Source organism: Microbacterium sp. H1-D42 (assembly GCF_022637555.1).
In the GTDB taxonomy this organism is placed as follows: domain Bacteria; phylum Actinomycetota; class Actinomycetes; order Actinomycetales; family Microbacteriaceae; genus Microbacterium.
On record NZ_CP093342.1, the window covers coordinates 1,378,884 to 1,395,962 of the forward strand.

Sequence of the window (17,079 nt, forward strand, 5' to 3'; positions counted from 1 at the left end):
CGACACACCTTCGCTGTGCGTCGGATGTGATTGCCGGAGCGGGGGGTCTGCTCTAGCGTTGAAGTAGTCGATCGGGAGGGGACAAGATGGATGCGAATGGACTTGCGGGTGATCCGCGGTTCGTGAGTGAACTCCTCTTCACCGACGGGCTTCCCGCCATGGATGATGAGGTCGGCTATCGCGGTGCGGTCGCCGCGAGGGCGGCGGGGATCACCTATCGCCAGCTCGACTACTGGGCCCGCACGGAACTGGTCGTCCCGACCGTCCGCGGTGCGAGTGGATCCGGCTCGCAGCGTCTCTACGGGTTCCGCGACATCCTCGTGCTCAAGCTCGTCAAGCGCCTGCTCGACACCGGCATCTCGCTGCAGCAGATCCGCACCGCCGTCGAGCAGCTTCGGGTCGCCGGCATCCGCGATCTCGCCGGCACGACGCTCATGAGCGACGGCGCATCGGTCTACCTCTGCACGTCGAACGACGAGGTCATCGACCTCGTCAGCCGCGGTCAGGGCGTCTTCGGCATCGCGGTTGGCAAGGTGCTGCGTGAAGTCGAGTCCACCCTGGTGGAGTTCGACCCCACTGCGCCCGACCCGGTTGACGAGCTCGCCGCGCGTCGCGGCAAGCGCACGGCCTAGAAGCCGCCTGAACACTCAGGCCCACTGACACGATCAGGCCCACTGACACGAAGAGAGCCGCACCCGAGGGTGCGGCTCTCTTGTGCGTGAGTCTGGTGTGCTGCGACCGATCAGGCCTGCGGGCCCGCTTCTGGTACCGACACGCGGCCGGCGCGCACGATGCGGTCCAGCAGCGAGTCGAAGTCGGCAGCAAGCTCCTGCGCCGATTCGCCTGGCCAGATGTGCAGCGGCTTCGCCGCGCCCTGAGCCTGCTGCAGCGACGTGCGCTCCGGCAGCTGCGGGCTCAGCACGAGGGGGCCGAACATGTCGCGCAGCTCCTTGATGCGGAACTGGTGCTCGATGGACTGCGGGCGCACGCGGTTCACGACGATGCCGAGAGGCTGCAGACGGGGGGAGAGACCGCGACGGATCTCCTCGATGGCGCGCAGCGCGCGGTCGGCGGCTGCGACCGAGAACAGGCCGGGCTCGGTGACGACCATCACGCGGTCGCTGGCGGCCCACGCGGTGCGCGTCAGGGCGTTCAGCGACGGGGCGCAGTCGATCAGCACGAGGTCGTACTCGCCCTCGACAGTGGCCAACGCCTCTTCCAGCTTCCACACGTCGCGCACGCTGGGGTGCGGGCCGTCGAAGTTGATCGCGGACGGGCTGCCGATGAGCACATCGATTGTCCCTGGATGCACCTTGGCCCACCCGCTGCTGGTGATCGCCTGACGGACGACCTTCTCCTTGGGGTTGGCCAGGACGTCGGCGATGTTGAGTCGCCCGGCGATCTGGATGTCCATGCCGGTGGAGACATCGGACTGCGGGTCGAGGTCGACGACGAGGGTCCGGATGCCGCGGGCGAAGGCCGCCGAAGCGAGACCGAGGGTCACCGTGGTCTTTCCGACGCCTCCCTTGAGGGAGCTGACGCTGAGTACGTGCACGAGCTACACGTTACCGTGCCCTAGTCTGGGGGGACACTCAGCCCCCGCCCAGCGCGCACATATCTGCGTGCTTCGACCTCTCCAGAGGTGTGCATGTTTCAGAAGATCCTGGTGGCCAATCGCGGTGAGATCGCCATTCGCGCTTTCCGTGCCGCGTATGAGGTCGGCGCCCGTACCGTCGCCGTCTTCCCTTGGGAGGACAGGGGTTCGCTGCATCGCCTGAAGGCCGATGAAGCCTACGAGATCGGCGAGCGCGGCCATCCTGTGCAGGCCTACCTGGACGTCGACGAGATCATCAAGGTCGCGCTCGACGCCGGCGCAGATGCGATCTATCCCGGATACGGATTCCTCTCTGAGAACCCCGAACTGGCAGAGAAGGCCGCGGCTGCCGGCATCACGTTCATCGGTCCGCCCGCCTCGGTGCTCGAGATGGCAGGCAACAAGGTTGAGGCGAAGCGTCACGCGATCGACGCCGGTGTGCCGGTGCTGCGCTCGACTGAGGCATCCGATGACATCGACGCTCTGGTCGCGCAGTCCGACGAGATCGGCTTCCCGCTGTTCGCCAAGGCCGTCGCCGGCGGCGGCGGACGCGGCATGCGCCGCGTCGCGAGCAAGGGCGAGCTGGCGCCGGCGCTGGCCGAGGCGATGCGCGAGGCCGGAGCCGCGTTCGGCGACGCCCGCATGTTCCTCGAGCAGGCCGTGCTGCGGCCGCGCCACATCGAAGTGCAGATCCTCGCCGACGGGCAGGGCGACACCGTGCACCTGTTCGAACGCGACTGCTCGGTGCAGCGACGCCACCAGAAGGTGATCGAGATCGCACCGGCGCCGAATCTCGACGACGGCATCCGCGCCGATCTGCACCGCCACGCCATCGCGTTCGCCAGGTCGATCGGATACCAGAACGCCGGCACCGTCGAGTTCCTGCTCGAGACCACCGGTCCTCGCACCGGCGAGATCGTCTTCATCGAGATGAACCCGCGCATCCAGGTGGAGCACACCGTCACCGAGGAGGTGACAGACGTCGACCTCGTTCGTGCGCAGATGCAGATCGCGGATGGCGCCACGCTCGCCGACCTGCGCCTGGAGCAGGACGACATCCGCCTGCGGGGCGCCGCTCTGCAGTGCCGCATCACGACCGAGGATCCGACACAGGGCTTCCGTCCGGACACGGGCAAGATCACCACCTACCGGTCGCCTGGCGGCGCGGGCATCCGGCTCGACGGCGGCACCACAGCCGCCGGTGCGCAGATCAGCCCCTACTTCGACTCGATGCTCTCCAAGCTCACCTGCCGCGGTCGGTCCTTCGAGAGCGCCGTCTCCCGTGCGCGGCGCGCCCTTGCCGAGTTCCGCATCCGCGGCGTGTCGACGAACATCCCGTTCCTGCAGGCGGTGCTCGACGATGAGGCGTTCGCCGCCGGCGATCTGTCGACGTCGTTCATCGACGAGCGCCCAGAGCTGCTCCGAGGACGCGTGTCGAAGGACCGCGGGTCGAAGATCCTGAACTGGCTCGTCGACGTCACCGTCAACAAGCCGCACGGTGAGAACCCGCAGGTGACGCCGCCCGCCCAGAAGCTGCCGGCACTCGACCTGAGCGCGCCGGCTCCGGCCGGAACCAGGCAGCAGCTGCAGCAGCTCGGCCCGGCGGGCTTCGCCGCGGCGCTGCGCGCCCAGCATCCACTCGCCGTCACCGAGACGACGTTCCGCGACGCGCACCAGTCCCTGCTGGCGACGCGCGTGCGCACGCGCGACCTGGTCGCCGTGGCCCCCTACGTTGCGCGGATGACGCCGCAGCTGCTGTCGGTGGAGGCATGGGGTGGGGCGACCTATGACGTCGCGCTGCGCTTCCTCGGCGAGGATCCCTGGGAGCGCCTGGCAGCGCTGCGCGAGGCGCTGCCGAACATCAACATCCAGATGCTGCTTCGTGGTCGCAACACGGTCGGCTACACGCCGTACCCGACCGAGGTGACGGATGCCTTCGTGCGCGAGGCCGCAGCGACGGGCGTCGACATCTTCCGCATCTTCGACGCGCTCAACGACGTGTCGCAGATGCGTCCAGCGATCGACGCCGTGCTGAACACCGGCACCGCTGTCGCCGAGGGGGCGCTGTGCTACACCGGCGACCTGCTGAACCCCGCCGAAGAGCTGTACACGCTGGACTACTACCTGCGTCTGGCCGAGCAGATCGTCGACGCCGGTGCGCACGTGATCGGCATCAAGGACATGGCGGGGCTGCTGCGCCCCGCGGCTGCCGCGAAGCTCGTCACCGCCCTGCGCGAGCGCTTTGACCAGCCGGTGCACGTGCACACGCACGACACCGCCGGCGGGCAGCTCGCGACACTGCTGGCGGCGAGTGACGCCGGGGCGGATGCTGTCGACGTGGCGTCCGCGCCGATGTCCGGCACCACCAGCCAGCCCTCGCTGTCGGCCCTGATCGCCGCCCTCGCGCACACCGAGCGCGACACCGGGCTCAGCCTGCAGGCAGCATCCGACCTCGAGCCGTACTGGGAGGCCACCCGCCACCTGTACCGACCGTTCGAGTCGGGGCTCCCCGGTCCCACCGGGCGCGTCTACCACCACGAGATCCCGGGCGGTCAGCTTTCGAACCTGCGCCAGCAGGCGATCGCTCTCGGGCTCGCGGATGACTTCGAGCTCATCGAGGACATGTATGCCGCCGCCGACAGCATCCTCGGCCGAGTGCCGAAGGTGACCCCGTCATCGAAGGTCGTCGGCGACCTGGCCCTGCACCTCGCAGCGGTCAAGGCCGACCCGGCGGACTTCGAGGCCAACCCCGAGAAGTACGACATCCCGGATTCGGTCGTCGGCTTCATGTCCGGCGAGCTGGGCGATCTGCCCGGCGGCTGGCCTGAGCCCTTCCGCAGCAAGGTGCTCGCCGGGCGCTCGGCGAAGGTCGGCATCACGCCGATCACCGATGCGCAGCAAGCGGCTCTTGACGGCACCTCGGCCGAGCGGCGCGGCATGCTGAACGAGATGCTCTTCCCCGCTCCGACCAAGACCTTCCGGCAGAACCGCGAGGAGTACGGCGACCTCTCGGCGCTCGACACCGGCGACTACCTGTACGGACTGGTGCCCGGTGCCGAGCATGCCGTCGACATCGAGCGCGGAGTGCGCCTGTACGTCGGGCTCGAGGCGATCGGCGCCGCCGATCCGAAGGGCATGCGCACGGTGATGACCACCCTGAACGGCCAGCTGCGCCCCGTCTCGGTGCGTGACCGCTCTGTGGCAGTCGAATCGCGCGAGGCTGAGAAGGCCGACACCTCCAAGCCCGGCCAGATCGCAGCTCCCTTCTCGGGCGCTGTGACGCTGAAGGTCGAGGAGGGGGCCGTCGTCCGCGCGGGCGATGCGGTCGCGTCGATTGAGGCCATGAAGATGGAAGCGGCGATCACGACGCCAGTCGGCGGGGTCGTCGAGCGGGTGACCGTCGGTCAGACGCAGCAGGTGGATGCGGGCGATCTTTTGCTCGTGATCCGCCCGGAGCACTAATCTGGGGCGGGCGCGTGTCTGCGCGCAAGCTTGGAGCTGAACCGTGACCGTTAAGAAGAGCGACGATCCTGAACAGGACGACTCGCTGGGAGTGCTCGATGACACCCCGTCGTCGGACACCACCGGAATCGGCCTGCACGGTGGCACCGCCCACGTGAACGTCGCGATGCCGACCGGCGCCGATGATGACGATCTCGTCGATGACGAGACCGTCGACGGCGAGCTCGGTTCGTCGCAGGTCGTGTCCGACCTGATCCTCGACACCTCGGCCGTCGCCGATGCCGATGTCATCGCGCGCATCGAGCAGGCGTCGCCCGAGATCATCATCGAGCTGCCCGCCGACAAGCTGCCGCCCGCAGTCGAAACGCCCGCGGACAGTTCGACGGACACCGACACGATCGAAGCGGTCGCACAGGATGAGGCCGAGATCGAGGAAGGCCCGGCGATCACGTCGGAGATCATCCTCGAGACGGAGGATCTCGCGATCGAGGACCTCGCTGACGAAGACCTCGAGGTCGAGGACGCCATGGTCGAGGATGCCGAGATCTCGGATGTCGAGACGGTGGATTCCGAGGCTGAGGTTGAGGTCGCCGAGCCTGAGGCTCTGGAGCCTGAGTCCGAGGCTGTCGAGACGGAGCCCGCAGAGGCGGCCGACACGGAGCCGGTCGCGGAGGACTTCACCGAAGCGCACGCGGCCGAGGTGGCGGATGCTGAGACGCCGGCCGGCCGCGAGGATTCGGATGCGCCGTCAGGGGCATCCGATCCCGCCTCCGAACTCGATGCCGGCGAGCTGTCGCGCCTCGAGTCGGTCGTGGCCGCTGCCAAGGCGCAGCTGCGCGACGCGATGGCACCGGTGCCCCCGAAGAAGCCTGAGGTGGCCTCGCAGAAGAACCAGAGCTCGGAGCAGAACAAGAGCTCTGAGCAGAGCAACGGCTCAGAGGACGCGACCGAGGTCGCAGAGGAGAGCACTCCAGTGGTGAACGAAGACCGCGCGCCGGCGGCGCGCACCGCAGCCGAGGTCGCGCGCACCCGCGACGAGTCCCCGCGCCAGGTCGCCGAGGTCTCGCTGACCTCCAAGCGCCTGGACGACCTGGGAGAGGCAGGGCGGGAGACCGCTGATCTGCTCACCGCCGATCGTCTGCTCGAGCCGTCGCGGCTCGCGAGGCCCGAACCTGAGGGCACCTGGAGCCACCTGCTCTACTCGATCACCGGCGGACGTGTGAACGTGGGCGACAGTCGCAAGGCGCGCGAGCGCAAGCAGCTGAACGCCCGCATCGCGGCACCCATGGCGGGCACGGCGCGGTTCGTGCCTGTGCTCTCGCGCAAGGGCGGCGTCGGCAAGACCACCGTCACGGCGCTGCTGGGCATGGCGCTCGCAGATGCTCGTGACGATCGAGTGATCGCCGTCGATGCGAACCCTGATCGGGGCACGCTCGCCGAACGCGTGGTCGGCTCCGCGACGAAGTCCGTGCGCGACATGGTGCGCGCTCAGCACGACATCCGGGGCTTCCACGACATCTCAGCCATCGTGGCGCGCGATCACACCCGCCTCGACGTGCTGGCATCTGATGCCGATCCGCGCGTGTCCGAGGCTTTCGGCGACGCCGACTACCGTGACGTGGCCGCTGTCGCGGCGCAGTACTACTCGCTGGTGCTGACCGACTCGGGCACTGGCATCGTGCACTCCGTCATGGGGGCGACGCTGGATCTCGCCGATCAGATCGTCATCGTCTCAGGGCTCAGTGTCGACGAGGCGCGGCTGGCGTCCGAGACGCTGACGTGGCTCGAGACCAACGGGTATGCAGAACTGGCGCGCCAGGCCATCGTCGTGCTGAACCAGTCCACGCCCGGTGCGCCCCTGGTGCGGCTCAGCGAACTGGAATCGCACTTCTCCACCCGCGCCAAGCACGTGATGCGCATCCCGTACGACACGCAGATCGCCGGCGGTGGGGCCATCGAGTTCGCCAGCCTGCAGCCCGCCACGAGGCAAGCGGCCCGCGAACTCGCGGCCATCCTCGTCGAGGGTCTGCGCGCGCAGGCCGCCTGATGACGGTCCGCGAGATCCGCCTGTACGGCGATCCGGTGCTGCGCACGGTCAGCACGCCCGTCGACGAGATCGACGACGGGGTGCGCGCACTGATCGCCGACCTCGTCGACACCGTCGAGCTGCCGGGCAGAGCCGGTGTGGCAGCCAACCAGATCGGCTTCGCCGTTCGAGCCTTCAGCTACAACATCGACGGTGACATCGGGTACGTCATCAACCCTGTGCTCACCGAGGTGCGCGGCGACCCGGTGCCCACCGGCGAAGGGTGCCTGTCGGTGCCCGGGCTGTGGCACGACACCCCACGGCATCCGTGGGCCCGCGTCGAAGGCATCGACCTGGACGGCGCTCCGGTCGTGCTCGAGGGGGAGGGGCTGCTCGCCCAGGCGCTGCAGCACGAGACCGATCATCTGGACGGCAAGGTCTACCTGAACCGTCTGGAGGGTGAGACGCGCAAGCTCGCCATGCGACAGGTGCGTGAGAGCGACTGGTTCTGAAACACTCTGACAGATGTGAAAACACTCTGACATATGAGAACGGCCCCCGCGGATGCGGGGGCCGTTCTCATATGTCAGTCACTCAGCTGTCGAGCGCTCAGCCGAGGGGAGTGGTGGTCGTGCGCACCGGCTCGTCGTAGATCTCGGAGATGTCGGCGGCGAAGTCCTCGAGGATGACGTTGCGCTTGATCGACATCTTCGGGGTGAGGTGTCCGCTGGCCTCGGTCCACTCGGTGGGAAGGATGGTGAACTTGCGGACGGACTCCGCGCGCGACACCGTCTTGTTGGCCCGGTCGATCGCCCGCTGCACTTCGTCGCGCACGGTGGCGTTGCGGCTGGCCTCAGTCAGGGACATGTCGGCGGGCAGGCCGTTGTTCGCCAGCCACGCAGGCAGCATCTCTGGATCGAGAGTCACCAGTGCCGAGATGAACGGCTTCTTGTCGCCGAGCACGACGACCTGGCTCACGATCGGGTTCGAGCGGATCGGGTCCTCGAGCGCCGCAGGGGAGACGTTCTTACCACCCGCGGTGACGATGATCTCCTTCTTGCGGCCAGTGATGGTCAAGAAGCCTTCGGAGTCGAAGCTGCCGAGGTCGCCGGTGCGGAACCACTCGCCGTCGAACGCCGCAGCCGTCGCCTCGGGGTTGTTCCAGTACTCCTTGAACACGTTGACGCCCTTGACCTCGATCTCGCCATCCTCGGCGAGTCGCACGCCCACGCCGGGGAGTGCAGGGCCGACCGTGCCGATCTTCGACTTGTCGGCGAGGTTCACTGTCGCGGGAGCTGTCGTCTCGGTCAGTCCGTAGCCCTCGAGGATCACGACGCCGAGGCTGTGGAAGAAGTGGCCGAGGCGTGCGCCGAGAGGCGCAGAGCCCGACACCGCGTAGGCGACGTTGCCGCCCATGGCCTCCCGGAGCTTGCTGTAGACCAGCTTGTCGAACAGGGCGAACTTCAGCCGCAGGCCGAACGGCACCTTCTTGCCTTCTTCGACCAGCGTCGAGTGTTCGATCGCCGCAGCTGCTGCAGCGCGGAAGATCTTGCCCTTGCCGCCGGCTTCTGCCTTCTGCTCAGCCGAGTTGTAGACCTTCTCGAACACCCGGGGGACGGCGAGCAGGAACGTGGGCTTGAAGGAGCCGAGCGCGGGCAGCAACTGGCTGGTGTCCGGCTGGTGGCCGGTGCGCACGCCGGAGTGGATCGCGAGGATCGAGATGAAGCGCGCGAACACATGGGCGGTGGTGATGAACAGCAGGGTTGACGCACCAGGCGCCGAGACCACGGCATCCAGCGCCTTGGCGGAGTTCCGCGACAGTTCGACGAAGTTGCTGTGCGTGAGCACGCATCCCTTCGGGCGACCAGTGGAACCGGAGGTGTAGATGAGGGTGGCGATGTCGGAGCCGACGGCGAGCTGGCGGCGCCGCTCGATCTCAGCATCCTCGACATCCGCGCCCTGAGCGGTGAGCGTGTCGATGGCGCCGAGGTGCAGCTGCCAGATGTGCTTCACCAGTGGAAGATCGCCGCGCACCTCGTCGGCGCGGGCGAAGTGGTCGGGCGACTCGACGATCAGCGCGGTCGCGCCGGAGTCCTCCATGATCCACTGGATCTGCGTCGGGGAGCTGGTCTCGTAGATCGGCACCATCACAGCGCCGGCGTAGAACAGCGCGAAGTCGACGAGGCTCCACTCATACGTGGTGCGGGCGATGAAGCCGACCTTCTCGCCGGGCTGCACGCCGGCCGCAGTGAACCCCTTGGCCAGGGCGATGACGGCGGTCTCGAAGTCCTTCGCCGACACGTCGCGCCAGCCGGCGCCGTCTGGCACGCCGAACAGGGCGAGATCGGGGGTCTTCTGCACGCGCTGCACGAGCAGATCGGCGACGTTCCCCTCGGGGTCGGCGGGGACGATCGCGGGGACTTCGAACTGGGCCACGGCAGCTCCTTCGGTACCGGTAGGACGGGTATCCCTCCGAGTCTATGTCATGGAATCGAGTCGCAGTACATGTGGAACTCGGTCGCTAGGGGGCTGCAGGGATAGACTGCGTGACGATGTTCTACTGGCTGATGAAGTATGTCGCGATCGGTCCACTGGTCAAGGCGATCTTCCGACCCTGGGTGACGGGGCAGGATCATATCCCCACCACCGGTGCGGCGATTCTGGCGAGCAATCATCTCTCGTTCGCCGACTCCATCTTCCTGCCCCTGCTGATCGAGCGGCCGATGTCGTTCCTCGCCAAGAGTGACTACTTCACCGGGCGGGGGTTGAAAGGCTGGGCGACCAGGGTCTTCATGAAGGGCACGGGGCAGATCCCGATCGATCGCTCCGGAGGCAAGGCGTCTGAGGCGTCGCTGAACACCGGGCTGCAGATCCTCGGACGCGGCGACCTGCTCGGAATCTATCCGGAGGGCACCCGCAGCCCTGACGGTCGGCTCTACCGCGGCCGCACCGGCATCGCGCGGATGGCGCTCGAGGCCAGGGTGCCGGTGATACCCGTGGTGATGGTCGACACCGACACCGCCATGCCGATCGGCAAGCGCATCCCGAACGTGATGCGGGTCGGCATCGTCTTCGGAGAGCCGCTCGACTTCTCGCGCTACGCAGGCATGGAGAACGATCGGTACATCCTGCGCGCCGTCACCGACGAGATCATGATTGCGCTGCAGCGCCTGGGGGCGCAGCGGTACGACGATGTGTATGCGTCGACGGTGAAGGATCGCCTGCCCGCGGCATCCGACCGCTGATCGGACGCGTGGCGTCCGTCGTCACAGGGCATCGGGGGCTGTGCCCCGACGACTAAGCTGGAGCGATGCTTCCCTCGCACTCTGGCCTCGACGTGTGGCGCACTCTTCCGATCAAGCAGCAGCCGCAGTGGCCGGACGCCGAGCACGTCGCCGACGTCTCGTCGCAGCTCGCTGCGCTGCCGCCGCTGGTGTTCGCCGGCGAGGTCGACAATCTGCGCGCGCGGCTCGCTCGCGCAGCATCCGGCAACGCGTTCCTGCTGCAGGGCGGCGACTGCGCCGAGACCTTCGCCGGCGCGACCGCCGACCAGATCCGCAACCGCATCAAGACGGTGCTGCAGATGGCGGTCGTGCTGACCTACGGCGCATCGATGCCGGTGGTGAAGATGGGCCGCATGGCCGGGCAGTTCGCCAAGCCCCGCTCCAGCGACTCCGAGACCCGCGGTGACGTGACGCTGCCCGCCTACCGCGGTGACATCGTGAACGGCTACGACTTCACGGAGAAGTCGCGCACGGCCGACCCCGGCAGGCTGCTGCAGGGCTACCACATGGCGGCATCGACGCTGAACCTCATCCGCGCCTTCACCCAGGGTGGCTTCGCCGACCTGCGCGAGGTGCACTCGTGGAACAAGGGCTTCGCGCAGAACCCGGCCAACCAGCGCTACGAGCGCATGGCGGCCGAGATCGACCGCGCCATCAAGTTCATGGAGGCGGCAGGCGCCGACTTCGAGGAACTCAAGCGGGTGGAGTTCTTCACCGGCCACGAGGGCCTGCTGATGGACTACGAGAGCCCGATGACGCGCATCGACTCTCGGACCGACACGCCATACAACACCGCCGCCCACTTCCTCTGGATCGGTGAGCGCACGCGCGAGCTCGACGGCGCACACGTCGACTACTTCTCGCGCATCCGCAACCCCATCGGCGTCAAGCTCGGTCCCACCACGACGCCCGAGACGGCGCTGGCGCTGATCGACAAGCTCGACCCGAACCGCGAGCCCGGCCGCCTGACCTTCATCACCCGCATGGGGGCGGGCAAGATCCGCGACGCGCTGCCGCCGCTGCTGGAGGCCGTCAAGGACTCCGGAGCGACGCCGCTGTGGGTCACCGACCCGATGCACGGCAACGGCATCACCACCCCGAGCGGCTACAAGACCCGTCGCTTCGACGACGTGGTCGACGAGGTGCGCGGCTTCTTCGAGGCGCACCGCGCCGTCGGCACCTTCCCCGGCGGCATCCACGTCGAGCTCACCGGTGACGACGTCACCGAGTGCCTCGGCGGATCGGAGCAGATCGACGAGGCCGGCCTCGCGACGCGCTACGAGAGCCTGTGCGACCCGCGCCTCAACCACATGCAGAGCCTCGAGCTGGCATTCCTCGTGGCGGAGGAATTGGAGAAGCGCTAGTTTCGATACTTCCAGCTTGGCCGGTTCGGTCCGGCCGCGCGGGAGTTCATTAGAGCTTGCGCAGGGCGTCCTCAGCGGCGACCCAGGCCAGCATCGCGCACTTCACCCTGGCGACGTACTTCGAGACGCCGCCGAGTGCTGCGGCGTCGCCGAGCAGCTCAGGGTCCGGCTCGATCTTCCCGCGCGAGCGCATCGCCTCGCGGAACACGGCGATGCGGTGCTCGACATCGGCCACAGGCAGTCCTTCCACGAGCTCGGCGAACAGCGACGCGGACGCCTGTGAGATCGCGCAGCCGTGTCCCTCCCAGGCCACGGCCTCGATCGTGCCGTCGGGAGCCGCGTGCATCTGCAGCGTGATCTCGTCGCCGCAGGTCGGGTTCAGCTGGTGCGACTGCGATGGGACCGCATCGCGCAGACCGAAGCCGTGCGGCGTGCGGGAGTGATCGAGGATCAGCTCCTGATAGAGCCCCTGCAGATCTGACGAGGTCATCAGGCCCTCCTGAAGAAGTCGATGGTGCGGGCGACACCGTCGATCGCAGCATCCACCTCGTCCCTGGTGGTGTAGAGATAGGTGCTGATCCGCGTCGACGCGGTGACGCCGAGGCGGCGATGAAGCGGTTGAGCGCAGTGGTGCCCTACGCGCACGGCGATGCCGGCGTCGTCGAGGAACTGTCCGACGTCGTGGGAGTGGATGCCCGTGACATCGAAACTGGCAAGACCCACTCGGGGCAGGCCGATCCCGGCGCCGAGCACCCGAACGCCATCGATCGCCGACAGCCGGTCGACCAGGTGCGCGCCGAGCTCGGCCTCGTGAGCTGCGATCCTGGGCATCCCGACGTTCTGCAGGTAGCGCACGGCCGCGGCCAGCGCGACCGCCTGCGACACCTTCTGGGTGCCGGCCTCGAAGCGCTGCGGCGGCGGCAGGTACTCCGCTTCGGTGGTCGTGACGGTGGTGATCATCGACCCGCCGGTGAGGAACGGCGGCATGATCTCGAGCAGCTCGCGGCGACCGTACAATGCGCCGATGCCGGTGGGGCCGAGCATCTTGTGGCCGGAGAGCACAGCGAAGTCGACGTCGAGAGCGCGCACGTCGAGCGGCAGGTGCGGGGCGGACTGGCAGGCGTCGAGCAGCACCAGCGCGCCGACCTCGCGCGCGAGCGCCACGATCTTCTCGACGGGGTTGATCACGCCGAGCACGTTGGACACGTGGGTCACAGCGACGAGGCGGGCGCGGGGCCCGATCAGCTCGGCTGCGACGTCGAGACGCAGTGCGCCGTCGTCATCGAGCGGGATCACCCGCAGTGTCGCGCCGGTGCGGGCGGCGAGCTCCTGCCAGGGGATCAGATTGGCGTGATGCTCCATCTCGGTGGTGACGATCTCGTCGCCGGGGCCGAGGCGCAGCCGGTCGGCCTCCGGCCCGCCACGGCCTGCCGAGGCGTTCGAGAGCGAGTACGCGACGAGGTTCACTGCCTCGGTGGCGTTCGAGGTCCAGACGATCTCGTCATCGTCGGCGCCGATGAAGCCCGCCAGCGCCGACCGCGCGTCCTCGAAGACCTCGGTCGCCTCGCCGGCGAGCGTGTGGGCTCCGCGGTGCACGGCGGCGTTCATCGTCGTCGCGAAATCACGCTCCGCATCGAGCACGGCGAACGGACGCTGCGAGGTCGCCCCGGAGTCGAGATAGACGAGGGGATGCCCGTTCACCTGCGTCTGCAGGATGGGGAAGTCCTCGCGCAGGCGGAGGATCTCCGCCTCGCTCAGGGAAGCCGGGGTCACGGCAGCGGTTGTCATGCTTCTAGCCTCTCATCCGGCGGGAGGTCCGGATTCGGGTGGGCCTGGGAAAAAGTGGTCAGCCGCTGAGCTGGATCGTGAGCTTGACCTTGCCGCCGCGCGGCAGGGTTCCGTCGGCAGGGTCCTGCCCGATCACGGTCATCGTGTCGCTGAGGCCAGGCAGATCGCCCCATCCTGGGTAGTCAGCGGTGAGTCCGACCTCCTCGATCTTCGTCTTGGCTTCGTTGAGCGACATGCCGACGACCTGCGGCACGTCGATGGGCTGCGGTCCCTTCGAGACGGTGAGTGTGATCGCGTCGCCGGGGCGCCAGCTCCCGCCGCCTGGGCGCTCCGTGCTCTGGCTGATGACGCTGCCCTTCTCGACTGTCTCGCTCCAGTCCTCTGGCTTCTCCTCCGCGACGTTCAGGCCGACGTCCTTGAGCGCCTTCTCAGCCTTCTTGAGTGATTCACCGGTGACGTCGGGAACCGGCCCGAGCGACATCTGGATGAGGGCGGTGTCGTCCTCGAAGACGTCGCACCCGGTGCCGCACGGGTAGTTCTCGTCGCTGCCGCGCGGGGTGATCCGCACGTTCAGCACGAGGTCTCTGTCGAGATCGGCGAAGTAGCTCTGGGTCTCATCCTCGACGTTGACATTGTTCGCCGTCAGGATGTCCCGCACCTCCTGCTCGGTCTTCCCACCCAAGTGCTCGAGCGTGTGCTGCGCGGGCCCTGTCGACACCATGAGGGTGACGGTGCTGTCCTGCTCGACGCGCTCTCCGGCTGCCGGCGTCGACTCGATGACGTCGCCCTTGTCGACGTCGACTGATGCCTTCTCGCTCTTCTTCGGGACGAGGCCTTCCGCGGTGATCGCGGCGGCCGCCTTCTCGTAGGTAAGTCCCGAGACGGATGGCACTGAGATCAGCGAGCCAGGCCCCGACCCGAACCACCAGCCGACACCGCCAGCGATGACCGCGAGCAGCAGCACGAGGGAGAGCAGCAGTGCGCCGCGCGCGCGACGACGCGAGGTGCGCTTGCGGAGGCGGGTGGCGTTGTCGGCGCCGACTGCGGCATCCTCGGTGTGCTCGGCGGTCACGATCCCGGGGAGGATCTTGGTCACGGCGCCGGAGTCGGAGTGGCGCGTCTGCACCGCCGTCGCGGTGACGACGGGCGCTACGCCGAGGTCTCGCTCGATCTCGCGCAGGCGCTCGAGCATCGCCCCGGCATCCAGCGGGCGCTCCTCTGGCGACTTCTCGGTGGCCCACAGCACCAGCTCGTCGAGCGGCTCGGGCACACCTGGATTGCGGATGCTCGGTCGTGGCACCTGCTCGGTGGCGTGCTGGAAGGCGATCTGCATCGGCTGCTCGCCCTTGTACGGCTGCTCGCCGACGAGCATCTCGTACAACATGATGCCCAGCGCATAGATGTCGCTGCGGGCGTCTGCGGTGCCACGGGTGACGAGCTCAGGGGCGAGGTAGGCGATCGTGCCAAGCAGCTGCGCACCGGTCGCGGTGTTCGCCGTGGTGGCTCGCGCCAGCCCGAAGTCGCCGATCTTGATCCGCCCATCCTCGGCCAGCAGCACGTTCTCCGGCTTGACGTCGCGGTGCACGATGCCTGCGGCATGTGCGGCGGCGAGGCCGGACAGGATCGCGTCCATGATCGTGATGGTCTGCGTGATCGTCAGGCGCTTCTGCTCGCGCATCAGCTCGCGCAGCGTGATGCCCGGCAGGTACTCCATCACCAGGTAGGCCAGCTCGCCGTCCTGCCCCTGGTCGAAGACGTTGACCACATGCGGATCTGCGAGACGCGCTGCCGCGCGTGCCTCTTGGATGAAGCGAGTCTGGAACGCCGAGTCATCGCTGAGGTGCGCGTGCATCACCTTGAGGGCGATGCGCCGCTCCAGGCGCATGTCGGTGGCGACGTAGACCGTTGCCATGCCGCCCCGCGCGATACGGGCTCGCACCCGGTATCGACCGTCGACAAGCCGCCCGATGAGAGGGTCGGCCTGCGGAGTGCTCACAGGGAAAGTCTATGAAGAACCGGCTGTGAGGCCGGGCAACGGCGCACCTCTGAGAGGTTTCGATCCGGTGACGATGGGGATGTCATCGGCGTGTCGTGCTCAGAGGGTCGCGAGCCAGCGCTGCGCCTGCTGCTCCCACTGGCCGTAGCGATCGGGATAGGCGGAGATCTGCACGGCCTGAGCCGCGCCGGTGAAGGACATGCTCTGCCAGCCCGCGATGTCGAGCAGGCCGCGCGTGGTGCGGCCGTTGGGATCCTTGGCTCCGCCGTAGAAGAGTCGGATGCTGCGATCGGCGTCCGTGAGCTGAGCGGCGGTGCCCCAGCCCTGGCTCGGCCGCTGCTGGAACAGTCCGACCGAATCGCGGTCGCCGTGGTCGAGGTTGCGCATGGAGGATTCCACCATCGCAGTGGCGAGGGCGATCGCGATGCCGCGATCGGACACGCCGAGCTCTCGACCGATGCGGATGATGTGCACGGCGTGCGCCTTCTGCGTCGCATCCAGCGATGCGAACCGCTGTGACGATTCCGGTGCGGTCAGTCGAAGCGTCTGTCCGGGGTAGATGATGCTTCCGCTGCTGAGCCCGTTGGCGCTCAGCAGCACGCTCACCGTGGTGCCGTACTTCGTCGCGATCCCGAACAGCGTGTCGCCGGCCGCCACCTTGTGCGTCTTCGGCTTCGCGGCAGGTGCTGCCGGAGCGGTGGACGGCTTCGAGGCGGGGGCCGCGGACTTTCCACCGACTCGCAGCTTCTGTCCTGGGTAGATCACCGCCGAGCTCTTCAGCCCATTGGCGGCGATGATGGCAGCGACAGAGGTCTTGTACTTCGTGGCGATGCCGTAGACGGTCTCACCCCGTACGACCGTGTGCGTCGCACCGGATGCCGGTGTCGTCGACGGTCTGGTCGCGGGTGCACTCGGCTTGGAGGCCGGTACGGACGCGTTTCCGTCGAGACGCAGTTTCTGGCCGGGGTAGATCGTCGCGGCTCCGCTCAGTCCGTTTGCGGCGGTGATGGCGGCGACGGAGGTCTTGTACTTCTTGGCGATCCCGTAGACGGTGTCGCCGCGAACGACGGTGTGCGTCCGAGCGGAAGTGGGGGTGGCTGCCGGCCTGGCAGGGGGCGCGGAGGCGGATGCCGCGGACAGTCGCAGCTTCTGACCGGGGTAGATCACCGATCGCCAGGTCAACTCGTTCCATGCGAGCACGTCGGCCGTGCGCAGTCCGTGCCGTGCGGCGATCGCGCCGACGGTGTCGCCGGCCCTGACCGTATAGGTCTGCACACGGGTGGCGGCGGCGGCGCGGATGGTGCCGACGGGCTTCGCCGAGGTCGGAACGGCCAGACGATGCAGTTCTCCGGTCTTGGCGGCGGCGTTCGCCGGCGTCTCCGCCTCGGCCGGTGCGACGGTCAGTACGGCGGCCAGAGTGCCGACGACGGCAGCCGGTGCAGCGAGTCGCACCGAGTGGGCGTGCATACGTGTGCTGGCACGGGTCGAGCGAGTGCGCATATCAATCATTCCCCCTGATTCACTGAAGACACGCTGACACGGTTGTATACCGTTGTCAACTGAAG

General features: G+C 67.9%; 12 protein-coding genes. 6 read left to right on the forward strand and 6 right to left on the reverse strand.

What is annotated here, in order from left to right; genetic code table 11:
• Window positions 1–86 precede the first annotated feature (86 nt).
• Window positions 87–632, forward strand: a complete 546-nt coding sequence (locus tag MNR00_RS06545) for a MerR family transcriptional regulator (RefSeq protein ID WP_277884367.1) — start codon at window positions 87–89, stop codon at window positions 630–632.
• A 110-nt stretch (window positions 633–742) separates the two neighbouring features.
• Here the strand turns inward: MNR00_RS06545 and MNR00_RS06550 are convergent, their stop codons facing one another.
• Window positions 743–1,555 (reverse strand): ParA family protein, encoded by an 813-nt coding sequence (locus MNR00_RS06550; protein WP_241928348.1) that lies wholly within the window; start codon window positions 1,553–1,555, stop codon window positions 743–745.
• A gap of 93 nt (window positions 1,556–1,648) precedes the next feature.
• Here MNR00_RS06550 and MNR00_RS06555 point away from each other — a divergent pair, with 93 nt between their 5' ends.
• From MNR00_RS06555 to MNR00_RS06565, 3 genes are read left to right on the forward strand one after another with little or no spacing between them, the layout of a single operon-like run.
• A complete protein-coding gene (locus MNR00_RS06555; protein ID WP_241928349.1) occupies window positions 1,649–5,056 on the forward strand; it encodes a pyruvate carboxylase in 3,408 nt (1,135 codons plus the stop codon).
• Window positions 5,057–5,099: 43 nt separating this feature from the next.
• Entirely contained in the window at window positions 5,100–7,103 is a 2,004-nt protein-coding gene (locus MNR00_RS06560) for a MinD/ParA family protein (protein ID WP_241928350.1), read from the forward strand.
• The gene (locus MNR00_RS06565; RefSeq protein WP_241928351.1) at window positions 7,103–7,594 is read left to right on the forward strand and encodes a peptide deformylase; all 492 of its coding nucleotides are present in this window, start codon (window positions 7,103–7,105) and stop codon (window positions 7,592–7,594) included. Before MNR00_RS06560 ends, MNR00_RS06565 begins: the two co-directional genes overlap by 1 nt.
• 97 nt (window positions 7,595–7,691) lie before the next feature.
• On the opposite strand, the gene MNR00_RS06570 is transcribed toward MNR00_RS06565, so the two are convergent.
• On the reverse strand, window positions 7,692–9,518 hold the full coding sequence (locus MNR00_RS06570; RefSeq protein WP_241928352.1) for an AMP-dependent synthetase/ligase: 1,827 nt from the start codon (window positions 9,516–9,518) through the stop codon (window positions 7,692–7,694).
• Window positions 9,519–9,634: 116 nt separating this feature from the next.
• Here MNR00_RS06570 and MNR00_RS06575 point away from each other — a divergent pair, with 116 nt between their 5' ends.
• Both MNR00_RS06575 and MNR00_RS06580 read left to right on the forward strand, forming a co-directional pair.
• Window positions 9,635–10,327 carry a lysophospholipid acyltransferase family protein gene (locus tag MNR00_RS06575; RefSeq protein ID WP_241928780.1) on the forward strand — a complete coding sequence of 231 codons (693 nt, stop codon included), beginning with the start codon at window positions 9,635–9,637 and terminating at the stop codon, window positions 10,325–10,327.
• A gap of 65 nt (window positions 10,328–10,392) precedes the next feature.
• Window positions 10,393–11,730 (forward strand): 3-deoxy-7-phosphoheptulonate synthase class II, encoded by a 1,338-nt coding sequence (locus MNR00_RS06580; RefSeq protein WP_241928353.1) that lies wholly within the window; start codon window positions 10,393–10,395, stop codon window positions 11,728–11,730.
• Between the two features lie 49 nt (window positions 11,731–11,779).
• Here MNR00_RS06580 and sufU read toward each other — a convergent pair whose 3' ends face one another.
• From sufU to MNR00_RS06600, 4 genes are all read right to left on the reverse strand, one after another.
• Window positions 11,780–12,220, reverse strand: a complete 441-nt coding sequence (sufU, locus tag MNR00_RS06585) for a Fe-S cluster assembly sulfur transfer protein SufU (RefSeq protein WP_241928354.1) — start codon at window positions 12,218–12,220, stop codon at window positions 11,780–11,782.
• Complete coding sequence (locus tag MNR00_RS06590) at window positions 12,220–13,518, reverse strand: cysteine desulfurase (RefSeq protein ID WP_241928355.1); 1,299 nt, start codon at window positions 13,516–13,518, stop codon at window positions 12,220–12,222. The genes sufU and MNR00_RS06590 overlap by 1 nt, the downstream gene beginning before the upstream one ends.
• 58 nt (window positions 13,519–13,576) lie before the next feature.
• Window positions 13,577–15,514, reverse strand: coding sequence for a Stk1 family PASTA domain-containing Ser/Thr kinase (gene pknB, locus MNR00_RS06595; RefSeq protein ID WP_241928356.1), 1,938 nt, complete (start codon window positions 15,512–15,514; stop codon window positions 13,577–13,579).
• A gap of 99 nt (window positions 15,515–15,613) precedes the next feature.
• Window positions 15,614–17,014 (reverse strand): LysM peptidoglycan-binding domain-containing protein, encoded by a 1,401-nt coding sequence (locus tag MNR00_RS06600; RefSeq protein WP_241928357.1) that lies wholly within the window; start codon window positions 17,012–17,014, stop codon window positions 15,614–15,616.
• Window positions 17,015–17,079 lie beyond the last annotated feature (65 nt).